11 protein-coding genes and 3 tRNA genes are annotated in these 21,148 nt (G+C 41.5%); 6 read left to right on the top strand and 8 right to left on the bottom strand.

Annotation, left to right across the window (positions count from 1 at the left end; genetic code table 11):
- The first annotated feature begins 168 nt into the window (after positions 1–168).
- Entirely contained in the window at positions 169–1,788 is a 1,620-nt protein-coding gene (locus ACSX1H_RS14550) for a hypothetical protein (protein ID WP_439184954.1), read from the top strand.
- Between the two features lie 150 nt (positions 1,789–1,938).
- On the opposite strand, the gene aspS is transcribed toward ACSX1H_RS14550, so the two are convergent.
- Positions 1,939–3,696 (bottom strand): aspartate--tRNA ligase, encoded by a 1,758-nt coding sequence (gene aspS / locus ACSX1H_RS14555; protein WP_439184955.1) that lies wholly within the window; start codon positions 3,694–3,696, stop codon positions 1,939–1,941.
- 194 nt (positions 3,697–3,890) lie between these two features.
- Between aspS and ACSX1H_RS14560 the strand changes: the two genes are divergently transcribed.
- Together ACSX1H_RS14560 and ACSX1H_RS14565 are read left to right on the top strand one after the other, a co-directional pair.
- Positions 3,891–4,337 carry a nucleoside deaminase gene (locus ACSX1H_RS14560; protein ID WP_439184956.1) on the top strand — a complete coding sequence of 149 codons (447 nt, stop codon included), beginning with the start codon at positions 3,891–3,893 and terminating at the stop codon, positions 4,335–4,337.
- A gap of 316 nt (positions 4,338–4,653) precedes the next feature.
- Positions 4,654–5,010 (top strand): response regulator, encoded by a 357-nt coding sequence (locus ACSX1H_RS14565; RefSeq protein ID WP_439184957.1) that lies wholly within the window; start codon positions 4,654–4,656, stop codon positions 5,008–5,010.
- Between the two features lie 81 nt (positions 5,011–5,091).
- On the opposite strand, the gene ACSX1H_RS14570 is transcribed toward ACSX1H_RS14565, so the two are convergent.
- The 6 genes from ACSX1H_RS14570 to amrB all read right to left on the bottom strand — a co-directional run bounded on the left by ACSX1H_RS14570 (position 5,092) and on the right by amrB (position 18,988).
- Complete coding sequence (locus ACSX1H_RS14570) at positions 5,092–11,088, bottom strand: DUF8693 domain-containing protein (RefSeq protein WP_439184958.1); 5,997 nt, start codon at positions 11,086–11,088, stop codon at positions 5,092–5,094.
- Positions 11,089–11,479: 391 nt separating this feature from the next.
- Positions 11,480–13,660, bottom strand: coding sequence for a DUF8693 domain-containing protein (locus ACSX1H_RS14575; protein ID WP_439184959.1), 2,181 nt, complete (start codon positions 13,658–13,660; stop codon positions 11,480–11,482).
- Positions 13,661–14,285: 625 nt separating this feature from the next.
- Entirely contained in the window at positions 14,286–15,380 is a 1,095-nt protein-coding gene (locus ACSX1H_RS14580; protein ID WP_439184960.1) for an FAS1-like dehydratase domain-containing protein, read from the bottom strand.
- Positions 15,381–15,662: 282 nt separating this feature from the next.
- Positions 15,663–16,670: an AmmeMemoRadiSam system radical SAM enzyme gene (gene amrS / locus ACSX1H_RS14585; protein WP_439184961.1), complete on the bottom strand. Its 1,008-nt coding sequence runs from the start codon at positions 16,668–16,670 to the stop codon at positions 15,663–15,665.
- Positions 16,671–16,692: 22 nt separating this feature from the next.
- Positions 16,693–17,607: a metallophosphoesterase gene (locus ACSX1H_RS14590; protein ID WP_439184962.1), complete on the bottom strand. Its 915-nt coding sequence runs from the start codon at positions 17,605–17,607 to the stop codon at positions 16,693–16,695.
- Positions 17,600–18,988 carry an AmmeMemoRadiSam system protein B gene (gene amrB / locus ACSX1H_RS14595; protein WP_439184963.1) on the bottom strand — a complete coding sequence of 463 codons (1,389 nt, stop codon included), beginning with the start codon at positions 18,986–18,988 and terminating at the stop codon, positions 17,600–17,602. The genes ACSX1H_RS14590 and amrB overlap by 8 nt, the downstream gene beginning before the upstream one ends.
- Before the next feature lie 187 nt (positions 18,989–19,175).
- On the opposite strand from amrB, the gene ACSX1H_RS14600 reads away from it, so the two are divergent.
- From ACSX1H_RS14600 to ACSX1H_RS14610, 3 genes are all read left to right on the top strand, one after another.
- Positions 19,176–19,251 (top strand) — tRNA-Lys (locus tag ACSX1H_RS14600).
- Between the two features lie 59 nt (positions 19,252–19,310).
- Positions 19,311–19,386: transfer RNA gene (locus ACSX1H_RS14605), tRNA-Lys, on the top strand.
- Positions 19,387–19,445: 59 nt separating this feature from the next.
- Positions 19,446–19,521, top strand: a tRNA-Lys gene (locus ACSX1H_RS14610).
- A gap of 95 nt (positions 19,522–19,616) precedes the next feature.
- Here the strand turns inward: ACSX1H_RS14610 and ACSX1H_RS14615 are convergent.
- On the bottom strand, positions 19,617–20,906 hold the full coding sequence (locus tag ACSX1H_RS14615; RefSeq protein ID WP_439184964.1) for a rhodanese-like domain-containing protein: 1,290 nt from the start codon (positions 20,904–20,906) through the stop codon (positions 19,617–19,619).
- Positions 20,907–21,148 lie beyond the last annotated feature (242 nt).

The raw sequence follows: 21,148 nt of genomic DNA on the forward strand, positions 1-21,148 counted from the left end.
ACAAAAGTACAGCGCTCCTCGGCATGTTGGCTAAACAACATATAGCGGCTTGCCATTTTTCCACTTAATCTGCAGCCATTCTTCCCTTATTTTTACTGAAACTTTGCCTATAGCAAGGCGTATAGATGCCAGGTAAATTGTATATTCGTTGTTAAAAGACCATCATCTATGATTAAGCAATACCTTGCAATCATTATTATTGCAATGATTGGGCACTGTTTGTCAGCTCAGTCCATCAGTCATTACGAAGACACCTACTACTCTCCTTTTGAACGTTACGTGTATAAACCTTCAACAAATTTCCATACAGCAGTCCGTCAATACCGCATGGATCAGCTTAATACTTTAGTAAACACTGATTCGGTGTTATACAATGGGTTGAGGATCCCCAATGGAAAACTAAACTTTTGGCAGCGCCTGCTGCATGACGATCTCTTTACCTTGGATAAAGGCGACATTAACATTGTGGTAAATCCTATTTTTGCCTTTGAAGGAGGACGAGAAAACGAAGAAGGTCTCACAACCTGGACCAACACAAGAGGGCTCTTTATTAAAGGAAATATTGGTAAACACCTGCATTTTTACACTGATTTCGTCGAAAACCAGGCAGTAGTTCCTAACTACATCAACCAGTTTGCAAGCCAAACCAATATGATGCCCGGACAAGGTCAGCGGAAAAACTTCGGCAGCAACGGGCACGACTATGCGCAAGCCACCGGCTACATCGCATTTAACTTTGCTAAATACTTTCATCTGCAACTGGGTAATGGCAAGCACTTTATTGGAGATGGACACCGCTCACTGCTACTTTCTGATGGCGCCTTTAGTTACCCCTACGTAAAGCTTACAGCCGATTTTTGGAATATTAAATACATGGTAATGTGGAACAAAATGCTCAACTACGATGCGATAGCTGACCAAACAGACTTTCGCTATCCGGGCAAATATGGCGTTCATCAATACCTGGACTGGAACCTGACTAAACGGCTGAGTATTGGATTATATGCCAATGTTGTATACGCTGAGCAGGATACAACCGGTTATCGTGGCTTCGACATTCACTACCTGAACCCTGTTAATTTTTTCCGACCGGTGGAATACAACCTGGGATCGCCAGATAATGTAACCATGGGATTAAATGCGCGATATATAGCTGCTAAGTGGTTAACCTTCTACGGACAGTTTGTATTAGGCGAATTTAAATTTGATGAAGTATTTAGCGGCAATAAGTGGTGGGCCAACAAACAAGGGTTTCAATTAGGGGCTCGTACTTTTGATTTACTAGGCATTGATAAGCTCGATCTTCAGTTAGAATATAACCAGATAAGGCCCTATACCTATTCGCATTATACCAGTATTTATTCCTATTCGCACCTGAACCAGCCCATGGCACACATCTTAGGTGCCAACTTCAGAGAAGGCCTTGCCATACTAAAATACCGCAAAAACCGCTGGCTATTTAAAACAGAGCTAATGGCCACCATGTATGGCGATGATTATGGCGATGGCATTAGCTGGGGCAAAGATGTTGTAAAGCCGAATACGCAACGACCACTTGATGAAAACGGACGCCCTGTGGACCATGGCTACTCAATAGGTGATGGCCTTAAAACCAATATTTACAATGCCGATTTTAATGTGTCGTTTCTGGTCAACCCGCGCAACATGTTCAACATTGTAGCGGGAGCAAGAGTCAGAACAATGACCAACGACCAGGAAACAATGGATACACAACATGTCTATTTTGGCATACGCACCTCGTTAAAGAGTCTGTACTATAACTTTTAACAGCACAAGAAAAAAACATCGGATTACGCAAATGTCCCTGAGCTAATTTGCAGAAATAAAAATCCCGGAAAAATCCTTTATTCCGCCTACCATAAAACAAATGGGGCACCTTTATCAGATGCCCCATTTTATATTGTACTAAAATAATCGCTACTGCTCTTTTAGCGTAAGTGCAATCTTTAACTCGTCCAACTGCTCTTTAGCTACAGGCGATGGAGAATCAATCATCACATCTCGGCCTGAGTTGTTTTTAGGGAACGCGATTACATCACGTATAGAATCCAGACCAGCAAACATGGCTACCAAACGGTCAAAGCCAAAAGCTACTCCTCCATGTGGAGGCGCTCCGTATTTGAAGGCATTCATCAAAAAGCCAAACTGGTTTTCTGCTTCTTCCTCTGTAAAACCAAGTAACTTAAACATTTTTTGCTGCAGCTCATCGTTGTAAATACGAACCGAACCACCGCCTATCTCCACACCATTGATTACTAAATCATAGGCATTGGCACGAACCTCCCCGGGATTGGTATCTAACTGAGCCAGATCTTCCTCTTTTGGTGAGGTGAACGGGTGGTGCATGGCATAAAACCGCTTTGTATCTTCATCCCACTCCAACAATGGGAAGTCAACAACCCATAATGGCGAGAACTTATTCTTATCGCGCAAACCTAAACGTTCGCCCATCTCCAAACGCAACTCGCAAAGGGCATTTAGTGTTTTATTGCGAACACCGGCCAGTATCAGCACTAAATCACCTTCTTTAGCATTGAATTTTTTACCCAGCTCTTTTAATTCGTCTGCACTGAAAAATTTATCAATAGATGATTTAACGGAGCCATCTGCATTAAACTTAATATAAATCAGGCCACCAGCACCAATTTGTGGTTTCTTCACAAAATCGGTTAGCTGATCCAGCTGTTTGCGTGTATAAGATGCACATCCTTCGGCGCAAATACCACCAACATATTCTGCTTCATTGAACAACTTAAACTCTGAGTTTTTCACTGCCTCAGTAAGCTCAACAAACTTCATCCCGAAGCGGGTATCAGGCTTATCCGACCCGTAATATTTCATGGCATCTGCATAAGCTAAACGCGGAAAGGTGTAGTCAATATCTACATTCTTAATCGTTTTAAACAGATGCTTGGTCATTCCTTCAAATGTATTCAGGATATCTTCCTGCTCAACAAACGACATCTCGCAGTCAATCTGGGTAAATTCAGGCTGACGATCGGCGCGCAAATCTTCATCACGAAAACACTTCACAATCTGGAAATAGCGATCGAAACCACTCACCATCAGCAACTGTTTAAATACCTGCGGCGACTGTGGCAACGCATAAAACTGGCCTTCATTCATGCGCGAGGGGACAATAAAGTCTCTTGCCCCTTCAGGAGTGGACTTTATTAAAACAGGTGTTTCTGTTTCAATGAAATTTTCGGAATTTAAATAATTACGTACCTCAAAACCAATCTTATGGCGCAATATCAAATTCTCACGTACCGGACTACGGCGTAAATCCAGATAGCGATATTTCATACGTAACTCATCACCGCCATCAGTTTCGTCCTCAATGGTAAAAGGCGGTAATTCGGAAGAATTCAGAACCGACAACTGTTCCACCAGAATTTCAATATCACCAGTAGCTATCTTACTGTTTTTATTACTGCGTTCTGCTACCTGTCCTTTGACTTGTATAACAAACTCACGTCCCAATTCTTCTGCTTGCTCGCAGAGATCCTTATGGGTTTGTTCGTTAAAAACCAGCTGAGTAATACCATAACGATCCCGTAAGTCGATAAAAGTCATTCCACCCAGGTTTCTTATCTTTTGCACCCAACCACTTAATGTTACCGTTTGATTGATGTGCTCAATTCTTAATTCTCCGCACGTATGTGTCCTGTACATTGTAATTACATATTTATCGTTGCCAGTTGGCAAATGTATGCAACGATATTGACGTTTAAAATTATCTTTGCGAAAATAGTAAGAAAATAAATACAAAAAAGCCGTTGAGACTTTTAGGGCACAGTTTTTTAACTCAGGCTGAGTAATACATGACTTTTGTCAATACATGTAACTAATTAAAAAAACACATTGCTATGAGCACGATTACCTTTTCGGATGAATACTTTATGAAACAAGCTTTTACCGAAGCCCAGAAAGCTAAAGAGAAAGATGAAGTTCCGGTAGGTGCTGTGGTGGTTTGTAACAACCAAATTATTGCCAGAAGCCACAACCTCACAGAAACTCTCAATGATGTGACAGCCCATGCTGAGATGCTGGCAATTACAGCTGCTGCTGAGTTTTTGGGCGGCAAATACCTCAACGAGTGCACCCTTTATGTTACTCTAGAGCCTTGCGTTATGTGTGCCGGTGCGCTTAACTGGTCGCAAATAAAAGGTATTGTATATGGCGCTCAAGACGAAAAACGCGGCTTTTCGCGCTGTGAACCACCGCTAATTCACCCCAAAACAAGTGTTGTGTCAGGCATTATGCAAGAGGAGTGCAGAACCATTATTCAGGAATTTTTTAAACAAAAAAGGTAATCGGTTTGGTTTAGACCACTTAACAAATGCATCTTAAACTCTATCTGTCGATATTTTTTAAGATTTATGACCAACGCTCATTCCCCAGTGACCAAGTTCACAAAATAAAATATAAAAGACCTTTTTTAACACACCCAGTCCCCTAATAAGCAACACCTTCCATCCTGTTCAGCGCAACTTTGCTACCACAAAAACGTTATTAACAGGGGTACTATCACCCCATCATGGTGAAACAAGTCGAATAACATGATTTCTTGCTCAGCTAAAGAACCGTTTGAAGACTTACATGTGGCAATTAAACCCAAATTTAAGACACATGAAAAAAGTTCTAATTGTGGATGATGCAGCGGACAGCCGCTCTCTTTTAAAAATGATGCTACAACACTACGAGGTTGAAGTATTGGAAGCCAAAGACGGCGTTGAAGGCTGGAGAATGATTGTGGCCAAACAACCCGATTTGATATTATTGGACTTACACATGCCCAACAAGGATGGCTTCTCTATTCTCGAAGATTTAGAAGAAGAATGGCTGGGCATACCCGTGATTGTTGTGTCGGGCGACACCGATGCTGAAACCATTGATGCCTGCCAGTATTATGGCGCTAAAGCCTTCCTGAAGAAACCACTCATTTTAGAGGAGTTCAAAGAGGCCATAAAGGTTTTACCACTTTAAAAACAATTATTTATGACAATACATAACAAAGCCCGGCTTTTAACAACCGGGCTCTATTGAATTGTATTGGTATACTTTATTCTATCTTATAAATAGCTTTTGTTCATAGCTCTGCTCTTCACCTCTCACTTTAACAATATACACTCCCGGACTAACAGATAAATCTGTAGTAAAAACTTCGCCTTCAAATACGTCATTAAGCAGTAACGAACCGGAGATAGTATAAACCTCTACCGTCTTGCGTTCAATCTCCCATTTACAGTTGACCTTAAGGGTTGCATCATTATGCACATAAACGCTTACAGATGCACTTTCATCAGCCACATCATCAATATCTGTAGGCACCTCCGCTTTGCCAGGTTTGAAATGCAGTACAAAACGGTCGTGAAACACGCCTTCTTCAGCCGTAAATTCATACTCTATCTCATTATTCATTAGCGTCAGGGTAGATGGTTGGGTGGCCTTGTCTTCGAGTATCACTTCATAGGCACCATCGAGTTGCTGCAAACCACTTATTCGCAACTTTTGCTTCCCAGGCTTAGTTTGGACACCCAATACTTGCTGATATTCACTGACAAGCTGTGGCAATATGTTAATGGCCATTTTTTGCTGATCAACCACTGAATAAATGTACGAATAGTTTGTTTTGCTGTACATGCGCTGTTCTGAATCCTGACGGTTGATGCCCAGCTCTCCATTGGTATAGAGACCTATAACAGCCTCATCGGTTAAGCCATATTCATTCGATAAATACAAACGCAGCAGCTGCTTATCTGAGTTCCCTCCAGACTTAAGGGTTGGAGTCGATAAAACATTTGTGCACTGACTTGCTCTCATGGTAATTTGGGCGCCTGCCGGAGCTGAGTTGAGCGTTTTAATATAAAAGGCCTGAGTGGGCGCAATCACCCCGTCAAAATCCTTTGGAGTGGCCACTTCCGAAACCGTGTTGTAGATTTCGAAGCTTTTATTAGCATTGTGTGTCCCCTTTGTAATATACACACTCCCATCGGTAGCCGCAAAATCATCTGTCCCAAACGGCAGCTTATAATAGGCCGGATATGGATTCGCAATAATCTGCCAGCCAGTACCTGTATAGACAGGCTTCTGATAATATGGCTCATTATTTAACTGACCTTTATGTTCTATAGTTGCTGGATTTAACACCTTTAATTGGTATCCTCGCAGACGTTCCGGATCTTGCGCTCCACTTGCAAACTCAAAGCCAGCCACTCTCCCCATATTAATTATATCTCCGGATTCCTTATAGTCATACAAAACGTAACGCTGATTTGGATCATTTAAAATATTCCGGTAAGCCACCATGGAAGGATTACTGATACTATGGCCAATAAACCAATAAAATAAATTTCCATAGGTCCACCTTATAGTCGCCTCACCTATTATGGTTTTCGCCGGATTCGTGATCACAGAAGCTGGTTCCGGAATGGTGTTCTCAATCACTAAATCACCGCTATTAGTAATGTTTCCAGCAATATTCACCAGGGCTCCCGGCTTGATAGTAAGAGAAGCATTGTTGTCAATTTCCAGATTTTTCATAAAAGCTTCACCACTTGCGGGTGTAATAACAGGATAAACCTTGTTATAGTATGGGTACTCAGGGATATGTACATCCGTATTGCTATCTGGCAAAACCCCAGCCATCCAGTTACTGGTGGCATCCCATTGCTGATTTTGGCCCAACCAGCCATTCGATGCAATAATTATGGTATAATCTTCCACTTCTCCGTTTACATCATTACATGGGGTATTTCCAATATCTGTTGAAAAGCGCACACGCATACGCGTTGAACCCACTTTTGCATCCGCTGGAATATTATTAATCGTACCGGTTAAAGATGTAATTCCGTTTCGAGTTGTGCTTCCCAGACTATAACGTTCGTTATCTGCAAAAACTTCATCACCATTCCAATCAACCCACACATAACCATAAGCCTCACTGCCGTTATTACTAACACCAACTGTAATATCGTACTCTTTACTTGGAATTAATGTTGTTTTGTGGCTGAGGTAGTCGCCATAACCGTTATCGTTGCCGGAAAAGTTATTAATTGTACCAACATTCACCAGAGTAATCCAACGGTTGGCCGAGGTACTACTAATTGGTGTACAGTAATTAGTTACTTCCACCTCATCGGATACATTGTTAGTAGCAATAATATCCGGGTTAGTACCTGACGTTGCGCTTAAAGTAGTTGTACCTTTTTGTGTAAATATTAATCCATCGAAGGTAGCACTTCCCGCCCCAGCATGCTCTGAGACATAATCCATCGTCAATGGACCAGAAGGACCATCATTACTTAAAATAATACTTTTATTATAATCCTTATCAACATTACCATTAGCATCGGTTGCAGACACTTCAACAAATTGGCTTAATGGCGTATTAACTGATGCATAAGCCGGAGGTTGCTGTGTAAAGCGCAACTCGGTAGCTTCAACAGATAGTCTGATGGCTCCGCTCACCGCCTCAGTGACTTTAATAAAATCATCGCCTTTACCGGTAACAATATCGCTTCCTTTAACAACAAAGCCGAAAGCATCTCCCTCGTAAATGCCCGATGCATTTAAATCAGACTTCAACCAAATGCTTAAGCTGTAATTACCTGAAGGTTGAGTTGATTCTTCCAGCTCAATCATATCAGTGCCGGTAAACGTGATGGACGAACTAGTAATACTTCCTGCCACTCCTTCACCCGGAAGCCCTGTTCCATATAAAACAGCACCAGCAATGGCATCGCTCCACTTATCAATCGTATTATTTCCATCCTCTTGACTGATGACCAATTGCTGCACCAAGGTACGCGTCTCAGCATATCTCGACCCATTATCGTTCAGGTTAAAGGAGAACACAGAAAGTTGCTCGGCCGGGGTATTAATAATGGATGAAATCGAGACCACTTCAGCAACCCCATTGGAAACTGTAGATGTTGGATCGTAAATACCGCCCACTTCTATATTGTCGATGCAAAAACCTAACGGACCACCTGTAGAACGATCATTATACCATTTGAATTTAATCGTTGCTAAATTGCCTAAATGCTTACTTAGGTCAATATCCCTTTGTTGCCACGAGCCAGAACCATAAAATTCTTTTGCATCACTTAACAAAATATCGTTACTCCCAGTATTTATATAAACCTCTCCATAATCATAAACTGTACCACTCCCTGCTTCGCCATCACATTTCCAATCAAATGACAAACTGGCGGTATTTAAATCTTCTAAATCCACTTCAACTTCCAGCCACGATTCTGAGGCATTGCTTATATTGTAACCAGCTGTTGTGCTATTATTATTTCTAATATAGGCCGACTTTGTTCCTTCCGAAAACGTATCACGCCCACCTATCAGCCAATTATTAGGTTTATTTGGCGTATTGACTGTCCATTTACTATAGGTATTTGAATCCTCCCAATCCTCGAATAGGACTGTTACTTTTGCCGGGGTATTGGCACTGGCATCAATCCCTTTTGAATAAATGCCGTTACGCGATGAAAAGGCCCGGTAATTATAAATGGTCCCATACTTTAATGGGGCGTGCTCGAAAGGCGCAGCTCCGGTTGCCAATAAATCGCCATGATAAAGCACTATGCTCCCGTTAGGTAACACATCACCCACCTCGTATAAAGTTTCATTTTGTGGAGAGTCAGTTATGGTCGATTCCGAATATAGAATTAGTACATCGTCATTATAGGCATTTTTCTCCCAGGTTAGATTATTTAAAACATCATTGGGGTTAGTAGCTGCAAATGATTTGGGCTCGGCAATGGTACCGGTTATTTTAACATCATCGATACAAAAGCCGGGATTACTAGGACTCCCAAAATCATGATTTCTCCACCTAAACTGAACAGTATGAATCCCATTTATAAAGCTGTTTAAAGAAATAGTTTCTTTATTCCAATCATTTACATCATAATAGTATTCCCTACCCTCCGTACTTTGTCGTCTATTACCATCAACCAGAACCTCACCCCAACCTGTCCAATAATCACCTTTTACTCTCCACTCAAAATCCAAGCTTGCAGATTCATAATTCCTCAAATCAACTTCCAGTTCCAGATATGTATCAGCAGAACTTGCTGCATCATAGCCAGCGGTTACACCCATATCATTGGAGATATAGGCTGATTTGCCACTACCTTGATTTGCTGTTGCCGCACCATGCACCCATTTATTGGCCCCATCACCAAAGCTCCAGGCATCCACGGACTCTTCAAAATCCTCTACAAATGGCAGTGCCACGGGCATACGCACTTTGATGGCTTTCGCACTAGAATACGCGCCTCCTTTTTTGGTCCAAATTTTATAGGTTAACTGGCCGCTAAAGTTACCTGTATGGGTATAATTTTCAGCCGCCCCTGAATACACCACCACGCCTCCATCGGGCAAGAAGTCGCCGGACGAGTAGCTTTTCCCATCTTGCGGCCGCCCAATACTTCCGCACGGAGAATAGGCAATCAGCACGTTATCTTCAGGGGCGTTTTTCGTCCACTCCAGAGCCACTTCTTCCGATGACAATGCAGTCCCCTTAAAATCACGAACACGCGCTACCTCACTTCCAATCACACGTACCTCGTCGATACAAAACCCCGGATCGACTCCCCCCTGATGGTTCGTGGTAAATCTAAAATCAACAGTTGCACGTCCATTGCTCACCGCATCTGTAATATCAATGGTTTCTTGTATCCATACTCCCTGTCCGGCATAACCATCATACCAGGTCCCATTGATCGATAGCGCTCCTTCATCGCGCGTTGGTTCGCCCACACACTTCCAATAGAAAGATAGTTCAACACTCTTATGTTTAGTATCAATGCCAGATAAAGTCAGGCGCATATCACTTATGTAATTTTGACCGGTATACCTCAGCTCGGTATTATAGCTTGCATCATCTGCATTTTTTGAAATGTACTTTGAATTGCGACCAGCATATTTTTCTTTAGCACCAAACGTCCAATCATTATTTGAGTATTCTTTTAGCCACCCCAAAAAGGGGATATAATATCTACTAACACCAGGTGTCTCACTCCAACTTCCACTACCTTCACCACTTTGAGTACCTTCGAAACCATCGTAAAAAATGGTATTCGAACTAAGTGGCTCTACTTTTAATTTAACCGGCATGGAGTACTCATTACCTGGAGTTGTGTATGACCAAATACGCAAGTAGGCAATCTCTCCGGGGGTTAAACCATTGTAGGACCAAGCCTCCAATTTACCCTTATAGATAATTTCAGAGCCGGCATCTAAGATCGCACCCAGAGCATAGTTAGACCCATCAACAGGTCTGTCGTTTAAGTCACTATTTGACCAGGCTATCATTACATCATCACTATTTGCATTAAGCTTCCACTTTAAATCAATAGTCGAACCAGATAAATTGGTATAAGTAAATCCTGTTGGGACCTCTACATTGGATAATAGTCCCAAATCTCCTAGAATTCTATTCAACTCATCATTGTTAACTTCGTCAATTAGAAATTGGTCCTTATCTGCAAAACCTTTGGATGGAACAGGCGCATTTTTATCAGCAGCTAGAGTTCCACTCATATCATAGACATCACCTCTGTAGTCGCCCCCGGCGTTGCGTATTATCCCACCTTTCCCAACAATTAGTTTACCACTACCAGAAATGTTAACGCCTCTTAAATCAACACTGCCAAGAACAATTAATATTCCTCGAATATATGAAGAGCCACCTCTATCAGTATAGTCGCCATGAACAATAACCGTTGCTCCCTCACGCACATAAAATGACTGTGTCGAATTAAGATTTCCAAATACTTCAACCCTGGAACCATTTTCAATGTCATCGCGACTCCAACCTGTATGATTATAATTTTTACGAATAGTCAAATTACCACCTCTTATTAGACCATCCGTAAGCGAATTAAAATTGCCTTCAATGGTAACATTGAATCCACTCTTAATATTCCAATTTCCAGTGGTCGTTTCGTCACCATTAAAAACATCACCATCATTATAAGATTGCGCATTAACTCCTGTACCTAACAGGATCATTGTCAGGATTAAAACAATGTAATTATATTTCATATTTCAAGTTTTTATCTCCGGGTGAAGTATGAATAATCTTTTACAATGATAGCTTATTCATGTACTCTTAAAGTGCTAAGTCCACGCACTCATAACCTGTTAATAGCGTACAAACATACTAATTCATCGACTAAGCGACTAAAAAGTTTGATAAGCTGAATGCTTTTAGTGATAAAACGTTGGCAATGTATTAGCAGTATAATTAATGTAAAATAGTATGGTCTTTCATTTGTTTCATTCATTGCCAACCAACTCAAATTATTTAATCTTTATTTGTATTACGCAGAATATTAATACATAATAATAAATACTAACCAATGAATAAATCAATTATTAAGACAAAAAAAGGCTGCCTAAACAGACAGCCTTTAAACATGAATAATATTAGATATTATTTCACCACTATTTTCTTTTCAAAATGCGCACTACCCGATGTAACTTTAACAATATAGACCCCGGATGGAAGATTAAGTTGTGTTCCGAAGCGGCTAGCTGTGAAAGATTGATTAAATAGCTCACTGCCAGTCAATGAGTAGACCCTCACGATTTTATTTATTGCTTCCAAATTACAAACAACATTCAAATAATTTGTTGTTTGCACAAAAATATCAACGTCCCCATTCACTTCAATCTCATCAACATCAGTGGCTATTTGATCTTGTGGCTGGTTAAACTGCAACACAAACCTATCTTCCTCAACATCTTCCCTTAAGTCGAATTCATAGACTGTTTCGCTATCCATTATTGTTGATACATTAGCAATCCTATCATAGAGCACCAACTCATAGCTCTCTTTCAGGTTATCAATCCCACTAATACTTAGGAGCTGACGTCCGGCCTTCGCCTTAATCCCAAGTTTTTGCTCATGCCCCCAAATACGTTCAGGCAATACCTTTATTACCGATTTTGTATCATTCTCCTGAGAAAAGATATAAGAGTAATCCGTCTTATTATAAAAAAGCTGCTCTGAATCCAAGCGCGTTTGCTCAAAACTACCATTCGGGAACAAAGCGATAACTGCCTCATCCGTCAGTCCCGACTCATTTTTCAATTTAATCCTTAGTACATTCTCCTCTTTCTTCTCGCCAGAGGATTTTAAAGTTACCGTTGGTGCGTGAACTAGATGTTGAGCTTTCATATAAATCTTTTCACTGCCAAGAGCATCTGCTTTTGATTTGATATAAAAAGCCTGCCCCGGAGCAATAATTCCTCCTGACACTTTGTCTGCTGGGTTTATTGGGGTTTCTATTCCGGATGAAGTATTGAAGGCATAATACTTCTTATCCGCATTGCTGGTGCCTGTTGCAACATATACCGTTCCTTCTGTCGCATCAAAATCACCATTATCAACGGGCAATTTATAATAAGCCGGGTATGGATTGGCAATAATTTGCCACCCCCCATTAGGGTTTATATTTATGGCATAAGATGCTTTATTATTGATTATTCCAGTCTGCTCTATCGTTGTAGCATTCAATACTTTCACTTGATAACCACGCAGTTCTTCATTAGCAGAAAATTCAAACCCTGCATCTGCCACTCGGTTAACTAACGTTCCTGCGCTTGTATAATCATACAGTACACATTTATTATCTGGATCGTTATGAATATTGCGATATACACTCATCGACGGATTGGAAATGGGATGTCCGATAAACCAATAGTTTAAAGCTCCCAGTGTCCATCGGAACGTAATATCACCGCTTACTTGACCATAAACAATGAAGGAGGTTGGCTTAGTGTTGGAATTTTCAACTGTCAAAGTAGCCCCTGGTCCAATAATAATATCACCTAATACGGTGACTTTACAACCTGCGGGTATAAACAATTCTGCTCCAGTCTCCAATTCCAAATTCCACATGTAATACGCATAGTCATTACAAATTTTCGGATAAAATGATTTACCAGACTCAATTAAAACATTTTCTCCAGTTGTAGGAATAGTAGTATTAGACCAATTACCTTCTGCATCCCATTGAATACTACCTCCAGTCCAAACTACTGTTGTGAATTTCTCTTCATCAACTTTATCAATAAACGAGTCTTCAATATCGTCTGGGAGAATACCACTTTCAATTAAATCACCTATATCACCTTCCAAACCACCTGAACTATCACCAGTGAAGTCATCTGGATCACTCATATAAATTTGCCCAGCATTATCTTCTTCTGCGCCTCCATTTTTACCTTCATAATCATAACTTCCACCAACTACTAAAACTCCTGTATTAATAATATTGAGTTCTAATGAATTTTTACCTAAAACGTTTAGATCTCCGGTAACAACCAGAGTACCATGTAGCATAAAATCAACATTATTCAAATCTGTTGTCCCAACTGTTAAGTCACCATAAACCACCATAATGGTGTTCTCATCCACGATTAAGTTGTCGCAAAAAAGGAAGCCATCCACCACATAACGTACTGTATCAGATGGCAGTCCATTATCAATAACGTGTAACGCATCATAACTTTTTGGTCCCGTCTCTGTTAAATCAGCTGCTACATCTTTATCAGCAGCATTAACTTTGCACGTTGCTATCATCGCAACTACAATCAATACTAACTTCACATAAATACTATTCATTTCGCTAATCCTGATAAGTGATTTTTTACATTTCTTTATGAATGGTTTTAACATTCATGATTCCCTCCTACTATTGTAATGTGGTACGCAATGTCCTAATAAAAGTAACGCGAAAAATTACTAATAACAGTATTACTTTGATGATTGTTCGGAATTTGGTGACAAACGAAATACTAAATTAAATGCCAAAAAGAGCCACCTCTAGACAAACAACATAGAAACGGTATGGAACAAATTTTTCAAAGCACACATTTCGGAGAATCCATTACTTATCGTAATGTATAATTTAAATACTATTGTCAGCGTACTTTATAAGACCAACTACAGAAAAAAAAAGATTTGAACGCATAATTCCACTGCACCGTTAATGTCAAAATTTGGTTAGAAAATTAAGCTAGAGAAACCATATTCTAATCGAGAATAATTGAATCTTTACGCGAGCAGGTACCTTAATCCATTACTTTTCACCCTCTAACTTACCTTTTCAACATGCCCGCCTGGTTTCATTGAGCAACAGGTAATGCGGAAGTTCTAACTGACTTTTTTGCAAAAAAATAGCTGCTCTTAGGATCAAAGCAGCTAAACTTATATTTTTATAGAGATGAGACGTTTACTCCGCTTTTCGGAGGGCTTTCCAGTCGGCCACACAACATATTTTCCCTTTCAGAGCGGGGCACTTTTCTTCGAGCACACGCTCTACATCAGCAGGACGGTCTAAGCCATTGAACAGCTCAACCGGAAAATCGGCATCTGACAGTTCCAATTCAGTATCGACATTACGCAAGCCAAAGGTTCGTACATCCAACTCCTCAAACCCTGGCATAATTTGCTCACTACTCTTCACATAGCTAAATGCCCCTAACCGATCTTCAGCTACAACCGGCACAACATGAAAGGCTCTATCTACCTGTGGCAATAGCAATTGCCTGAATTCCCTACCTGAAATACCTAACACCATTGATAACACAATTCCCCCGGAAATAATGATTTCACCTGGTTTATAACGCTGGTAATTAAAGTGGATCGGGTGTGAATTCTTAAAATAAGTCGCCCAAAATAAGTTCTCGCTCTTACCTACCGGCCTAACAAATGGGTGTAATAGCAAATCGCCTTCGCGAAAATCGTTGATCTTGTTCTCAATGGCAATGCCACGCACCCGCGCCAAAATCTTTTCCTTGAAATGGTGATTTTTTAACGGCTCAATAAAATCTGTCTTCTGTTTTTCAGCATTGTTAATTTTAGGAAATAAGGTTACCCGCTCCAAAGAAAAAACTGGCTCTCCTTTTTGATTAGATAATACATGCTCTGAAACAATCGTAGAATAGTTGCCGTTTGAGGTATCCTTGATTTCCTTAATAAGGATGGCGCACGAAAACGTATCTCCGGCAAAGGCTGGATTCAGGTAAAGGGCCTTACGCACTTCCAGGTGAAGCAGGCTCGAATGCGCAAAACTTTCTACTCCAAGACTGAGGGTGAGGTTGAGCAAGAAACCATAGGGTAAAAACATTTCGTGAAACCCAAGTATACTGGCGAACTCCCTACTATTCTCCGGATATGAAGACGTGGGCATCAGGCCACTCCACAAACTATGAACGGACTCGTCAACCGTAACATTAAAATGACTTATTATTTCTTGTCCAATTGATACCCGGTTAAGATCTAATCCGTAACTAACTTTTCTATTTGGTTTTAAAAATCCTTGCATGGTTAAATGTTGAGAAGCACAAAAATAAGCTTTTAATCGCACAAACAGCACTCCTATCAAGCTCCATAGAAAGAAATTAAGGCTCAACTTTCAATCATAAATTGAACGAATTAAAATACTTTCATATTTATATAATGCTTATCAAACATCAATGAATCCTTAAGCAATTAGCAACAAAAAAATCTCTTACAATAAGCAACAGCTGCTTTATAATTTTCAGAATCCTTCACCGGCTCGTGAAGCTTGCCCTTTTTAAAAATATGATATAACACTGGAAAACCGCTACTTAAGCCAAAAACCTGGCAGGAAACTCCCGCAAACAGCACATCTGCCTTCAGAGAATTTATGTTTTTCCACCTGATAGCCTATTCGCTTTATCAGCACCTGACCGCAACTAAAACAATACGTATGCCGATAGGCATTAGTGCCAATATTACCTACATACACGTAACGCATCCCTTTAACTCGAGCCAACTCAGCTATATTTTGCAATAGCTCTGGTGATGTAGCAGGTACATGCATCAGTCGATAGGCAGGAAGAAACCTGTTAAAATGGATGGGTACATCTTCAAAGCCATTGGCGATTAACCAGTCTAACATCCGATCAATCATCTGCATATCATCGCTATATTCGGGCACGACCAGGTTTGTAATTTCCAGCCAGACACCTGCCTTTTTCAAGGCTATTAGAGTATTCAGAACGGGTTTAAGCGTGATGCCACACAGCTCCTTATATACTTCATTATCGAAGCATTTAAGATCGATATTAACTGCATCTATGAACCCTATCAGCTCCGAAAGAGGTGCCGGATTGATGTAACCGGCCGACACCATAATATTTTTAAGCCCCTGTTTATGCGCCAATTGCGCAGTCTCCAACATGTATTCATAATAAACAGTCGGGTCTGTATACGTATAAGAAATGGAAGTACACCCCTGCTGAAGCGCCATATGAACTAACTCATCAGGCATCAGGCGGTGCTCCTCTGATCGCTTTGGGGCGATTTGAGAAATACTGGAGTTTTGGCAATTGAGGCACTTTAAATTACAACCCGATGTGGCGATGGAGAGTGTTTGGGAAGCCGGTAAAAAATGATACAAAGGTTTCTTTTCAACAGGGTCGACGTGGACAGCACATAGATTGGCATATGCCAGACTATAAAGCTTTCCGTCACTGTTCACACGAGTTTGACAGCGCCCGACATCACCATCGTTCAAACGGCACATATGGGGACACAATTCACAGATAACCACATCATCTTTTACCCGGTAATAAAGTGCTTCGTGCATAGCTGTACTATCTTAATCCGTTTTAAACAGTTTTAACCCACTCTGCCGCCGTGCCCCTTTCTAAAATTCTGGAAGCGGCTCTTCGGTAGCCTTGTATTGTTACCAGTCCCTCTGGGGATAAACGCACCACTGAATAACTGCTATTGGTCATGCCCGAAAAATCGACCATAGCCTTTTGGGTAATGTAGTGAATCCCATTAATCACCTTATAATCTCCCTCGTGGCGATGCCCCTGAAAAACAGCTGTCACCTTACCAGAACCTTCTAACACCTGTCTCACCTGCTCCGCATTGTTAACAAACAGTTTTCCCTCACCATCCAATGGCTGATGAACAAAGACGCAAACCGGTTCTTTACTGCGAGCAAGCTCCATTTCAAGCCACTGCAACTGTTCCTCTGGGATGGAAGTGTCATACCATTTGAAATTATTGGTATCATAAGGCACTCCATCGGCTCTGAAACAGGCATCTAACACAATAAAGCGCCAATTCTTCTGCACAAACGAATAGTAAGTTTTATCAGGCGAAATGCCAGTATTTCGAATCACACTTTGAAATTCGGTTTTAGAAATACTATCTACATCATGATTGCCCAGCACATGATAACGCGGCCCCGTAAAGTGTTTAAAAACCGCTTCAATATCCCTAAGATACTGCAAGGTATTTTCCTTAATTGGTATGGGCTCTTCATCTTTAAAATCTCCCGTTTCAATCACAAAATCCATTTGACCATCGTTATACAAAAGCATCGCTTCGGCAAGCTTCTCCCTGCTCTCAGAAAAATAACGGTCCCATTTAACGGGGGCCTGAGCATAATGGATGTCGGTGACCCATCCGAAGGCCAACTCACCGGCTCCGCATCCACTCAAAAATGGGGATAATACAAGTCCACCAGCTACCCAGGAACTGGTTTGAATAAACTGCCTTCTGTTAATCATCTTTATCTGATATAATTATTGCTTCATAAACATAAACCTCGGCGTCTCGCCAGCCATCCCAACCAATACCTGCTTTATCGCGCGAACAATGCCCCAAATACTCTTCCACACTCCAATCATTTCGCGCTCCTACCTGTGGCAAAAAAGTACCATGCTGGCTGCCTTTTTTTATGTATATCCCATGTTGTCCCATATTAATTTCGCTCACCTCAGCAATTTGTCGCATTGGGGTTAATATTGATATTTCGACCTTGAGACCATCCAACTCTTCGGACTGCACAGCAGGAAATCGAGAATCAAAAAACGCTGCGTTGACCGCCTGTTCTTTGACTAAGGTCGTAAGAGGCGCATCGCCAGTAAACTGCCCAACGCAACCCCGCAGTTGCCCTTCAACATAAACCGACACAAACACACCCGAACCAACTAACTCAACATCTGGCGATTGCTCTAACCTTTTAACCTTACCCGCCAAATAATTTTCAATAGCCTGATGTGCCTCAATTAGCAGCAATGCCTGACCTTTGGAGCTTAATTCGCCTTGTTGCGCTTTTTCGCACACCGCTATGGCCTGATAACCTACTACCTTTTTTTCATCCTTATAAAGCTTCATTCCCGAATGTTGATACAGTAGCTGATGAAACTCCAATACATGTCCTTGTCCGGTTGCGAGCATAGTTAATACTGCAGTGCCCCCACACAAGCCTGTTAACAGCTGAGGCAGCCTTTTTTGCTTTTGCAATGTTAAATAACGAAGTAACAGCTCATAATCATTTAAGCAGATGATATCAGCGGTGCGCTTATCCTCTTGTTCGGCCAGTTGAGCAGGCGGATAATGTGAAAAATCTGTACTCACGATAAATAGATTGGAAGCATTAAAAAAAGGCTTCAGTGCTTGAGCAATGCTTTTTAATCCCTCAGCTTTAGTGCCCACAATAATTGGAACAATTCCATTGGAACAACCTACCTGATTCTGAATAAAAGGCAACTGAACTTCCAGAGTATGCTCATCCTCGTGCACTTCATCACTGATAAAAAACGATGGCTCTTCCGCTAAGCTATCTACAATGGTTCTGTTCACCTGCATACTCCCCAATGGGGTTTCAAAAGCAGAATAACTGGGAACTGCTGCGCCCTTAAAGCCTAGCTTATGACTCGTTCCCAACAGAAATATGCTATCATAGCGGTTACCTGCCACCTGATGGTAGGCAGCAGCTGCCACACTTCCTGAGTAAACATACCCGGCATGAGGTACAATTAGCGCACGAACTTCATCATATACCTTTTCCGATGTCGCATCGAGCATCAACTCTTCAACCTGCTTTTGAAGATGACTTTGTTCTCCCGGATAAAAACTACCTGCTACTGCTGCTTTCCTTCTCATCTTTTTTTTCAAAAATATTCAATAAAGTTAAGCATCTTTTACACCAACTGAAAACCAATCAACAAGCTCTGCATTCCGCCACCTACATCACCCTTTTAATGTATTTTTTCCAACTTTTTTTGCAATCAAAATTTGCAATAAAAAGAAAAGCACCTATCTTTGCACCGCAATTGAGAAAAACAAGGATGACTCAGTAGCTCAGCTGGTAGAGCAACGCCCTTTTAAGGCGTGGGTCCAGGGTTCGAATCCCTGCTGAGTCACCACCTTCAGACCTCTAAACGAGAGGTCTTTTTTATGAAAACCGAAGAATTCGGTATATGATGACTCAGTAGCTCAGCTGGTAGAGCAACGCCCTTTTAAGGCGTGGGTCCAGGGTTCGAATCCCTGCTGAGTCACCACTTTCAGACCTCTAAACGAGAGGTCTTTTTTATGAAAACCGAGAAATTCGGTATATGATGACTCAGTAGCTCAGCTGGTAGAGCAACGCCCTTTTAAGGCGTGGGTCCAGGGTTCGAATCCCTGCTGAGTCACCAAAAAAGCCTCTTACTTTTTATAAGCAAGAGGCTTTTGATATTTAACACACTATGGAAACCCAATTATACCGGACCACGCACAATATACCTCTGAACTAAGCATTATCTAATATCGGCTCTCCCTTTTCTATAGGGTTATTCGAATGCTGGCTCCACTCAAACCAACCTCCGTCGTAGATAGAAACATTTGGCCACCCCATCAGCCAGGCATTGAAAAAAGCTTCACTCCCCCGCCAACCAGTTCCACAATAAAAAGCCAGGTGTTTATTAGGTGTAATATTAGCCTGCCGCCAAAGCTCTTCAATTTCCTGGGCTTCTCTGATTGTATGGTCCGGATTTCTGTAATTTTCCATGTGGTAGGCATCAGTACCACAATTACCAAACACTGATCCGGGAATTCGTCCCTTTTTCTCTATGTAATTATAGCCACTCACCTCCCCAAGATATTCGGCCCACGAGCGCACCGATACCAGCTCGGCATTGCTTGATGCCAGCATACGCCTGGCCTCATCCATATCAACGAATAAATGAGGTAGAGCTGGAATATCGACTCCAAAGTCGAGGACAGGCTGCTTGGGCTCGTCTCGCTTGCTTATTTCATAGCCGGCCTCTTTCCAGCTCTGGAAACCGCCATTCAACACCCTTACATCTTTAACCCCGGCATAGAGCATAATAGCGGCACAGCGCATTGCTCCAAGTTGGCCGGCAGCACTTCCGGGAAAGGCATCTGCATTATCGGGGTGCTGGAATTTTCCATAAAGCACAACCAGTGTATCGCTGGTGATGCCATGCTGCTGCAATGCCACTTTCAACTCTTGGGGAGAACGGCGATTCCAGGTCTCCGTAGACTCCAGCGCACATGTATCCATATCAACAGCTCCAGGAATATGCCCACTGAGATAGGCATTACGATTGCGATAATGGGCATGAATAATTACTACTTTCTTGCCAATGTGCAGCATTGGTTCCTCCGCCTTCAATAGCCGATTGACCCATTCCGGATGCACTAGCTTATCAAACCTTTCAAGCACATGCAGAGGCAATGAACTATTGACCCATTCTTCGATAAAAAAGGAGTAAGTAAACACCTCCTCATACCCGGCTTTTTCAAAGAGCTCAGCCACATCCTGAATATGTTTGAGCTGATAGCCATACACCACTATTGTGTGATGAGGAGCAATCCCCTTGTGTCGCACTATCTCGATCCAATCAATATATAAACTCCATTTAAAGGGCAAAGACCTGGCGCCGGGAATATGCCCGCCTCGCGCTTCATTTTGCAATGTCCAGCCATTATAGGCATCCACCGGCCTGGTGTCGATAAGCATTACGTTCTCATCGTACAATAAATCTTTCACCTGTGCTGTTGAAATCTTTTTTGGCATAGCTGTTATTTTATTCTGTCTTCAATATCGGATGAAAATCAGTCACTTTCAAGTTTGAAAGAAAATCTTAAGCGCCTGGCAAAGCTATTCATCCACTGATATTATTTTGACTCACAACGATGATACCACTTAAGGAAAAGCACATAAGTGCGCTAAAGTGCCTTTCAGTTTTGCACATTTTTAGAAACAAATTTCCAAATCAGATATAAACTTACCTATACATCAATAGAAATAAATCATCG

Origin of the sequence: Carboxylicivirga taeanensis, from assembly GCF_051851475.1 — a bacterium.
In the GTDB taxonomy this organism is placed as follows: Bacteria; Bacteroidota; Bacteroidia; order Bacteroidales; family Marinilabiliaceae; genus Carboxylicivirga; species Carboxylicivirga taeanensis.

Coding starts and splice junctions, on each gene's coding strand:
- ACSX1H_RS14550 (WP_439184954.1), top strand. CDS start 169: ATGATTAAGCAATACCTTGCAATCATTATTATTGCAATGATTGGGCAC.
- aspS (WP_439184955.1), bottom strand. CDS start 3,696: ATGTACAGGACACATACGTGCGGAGAATTAAGAATTGAGCACATCAAT.
- ACSX1H_RS14560 (WP_439184956.1), top strand. CDS start 3,891: ATGAGCACGATTACCTTTTCGGATGAATACTTTATGAAACAAGCTTTT.
- ACSX1H_RS14565 (WP_439184957.1), top strand. CDS start 4,654: ATGAAAAAAGTTCTAATTGTGGATGATGCAGCGGACAGCCGCTCTCTT.
- ACSX1H_RS14570 (WP_439184958.1), bottom strand. CDS start 11,088: ATGAAATATAATTACATTGTTTTAATCCTGACAATGATCCTGTTAGGT.
- ACSX1H_RS14580 (WP_439184960.1), bottom strand. CDS start 15,380: ATGCAAGGATTTTTAAAACCAAATAGAAAAGTTAGTTACGGATTAGAT.
- amrS (WP_439184961.1), bottom strand. CDS start 16,670: ATGCACGAAGCACTTTATTACCGGGTAAAAGATGATGTGGTTATCTGT.
- ACSX1H_RS14590 (WP_439184962.1), bottom strand. CDS start 17,607: ATGATTAACAGAAGGCAGTTTATTCAAACCAGTTCCTGGGTAGCTGGT.
- amrB (WP_439184963.1), bottom strand. CDS start 18,988: ATGAGAAGGAAAGCAGCAGTAGCAGGTAGTTTTTATCCGGGAGAACAA.
- ACSX1H_RS14615 (WP_439184964.1), bottom strand. CDS start 20,906: ATGCCAAAAAAGATTTCAACAGCACAGGTGAAAGATTTATTGTACGAT.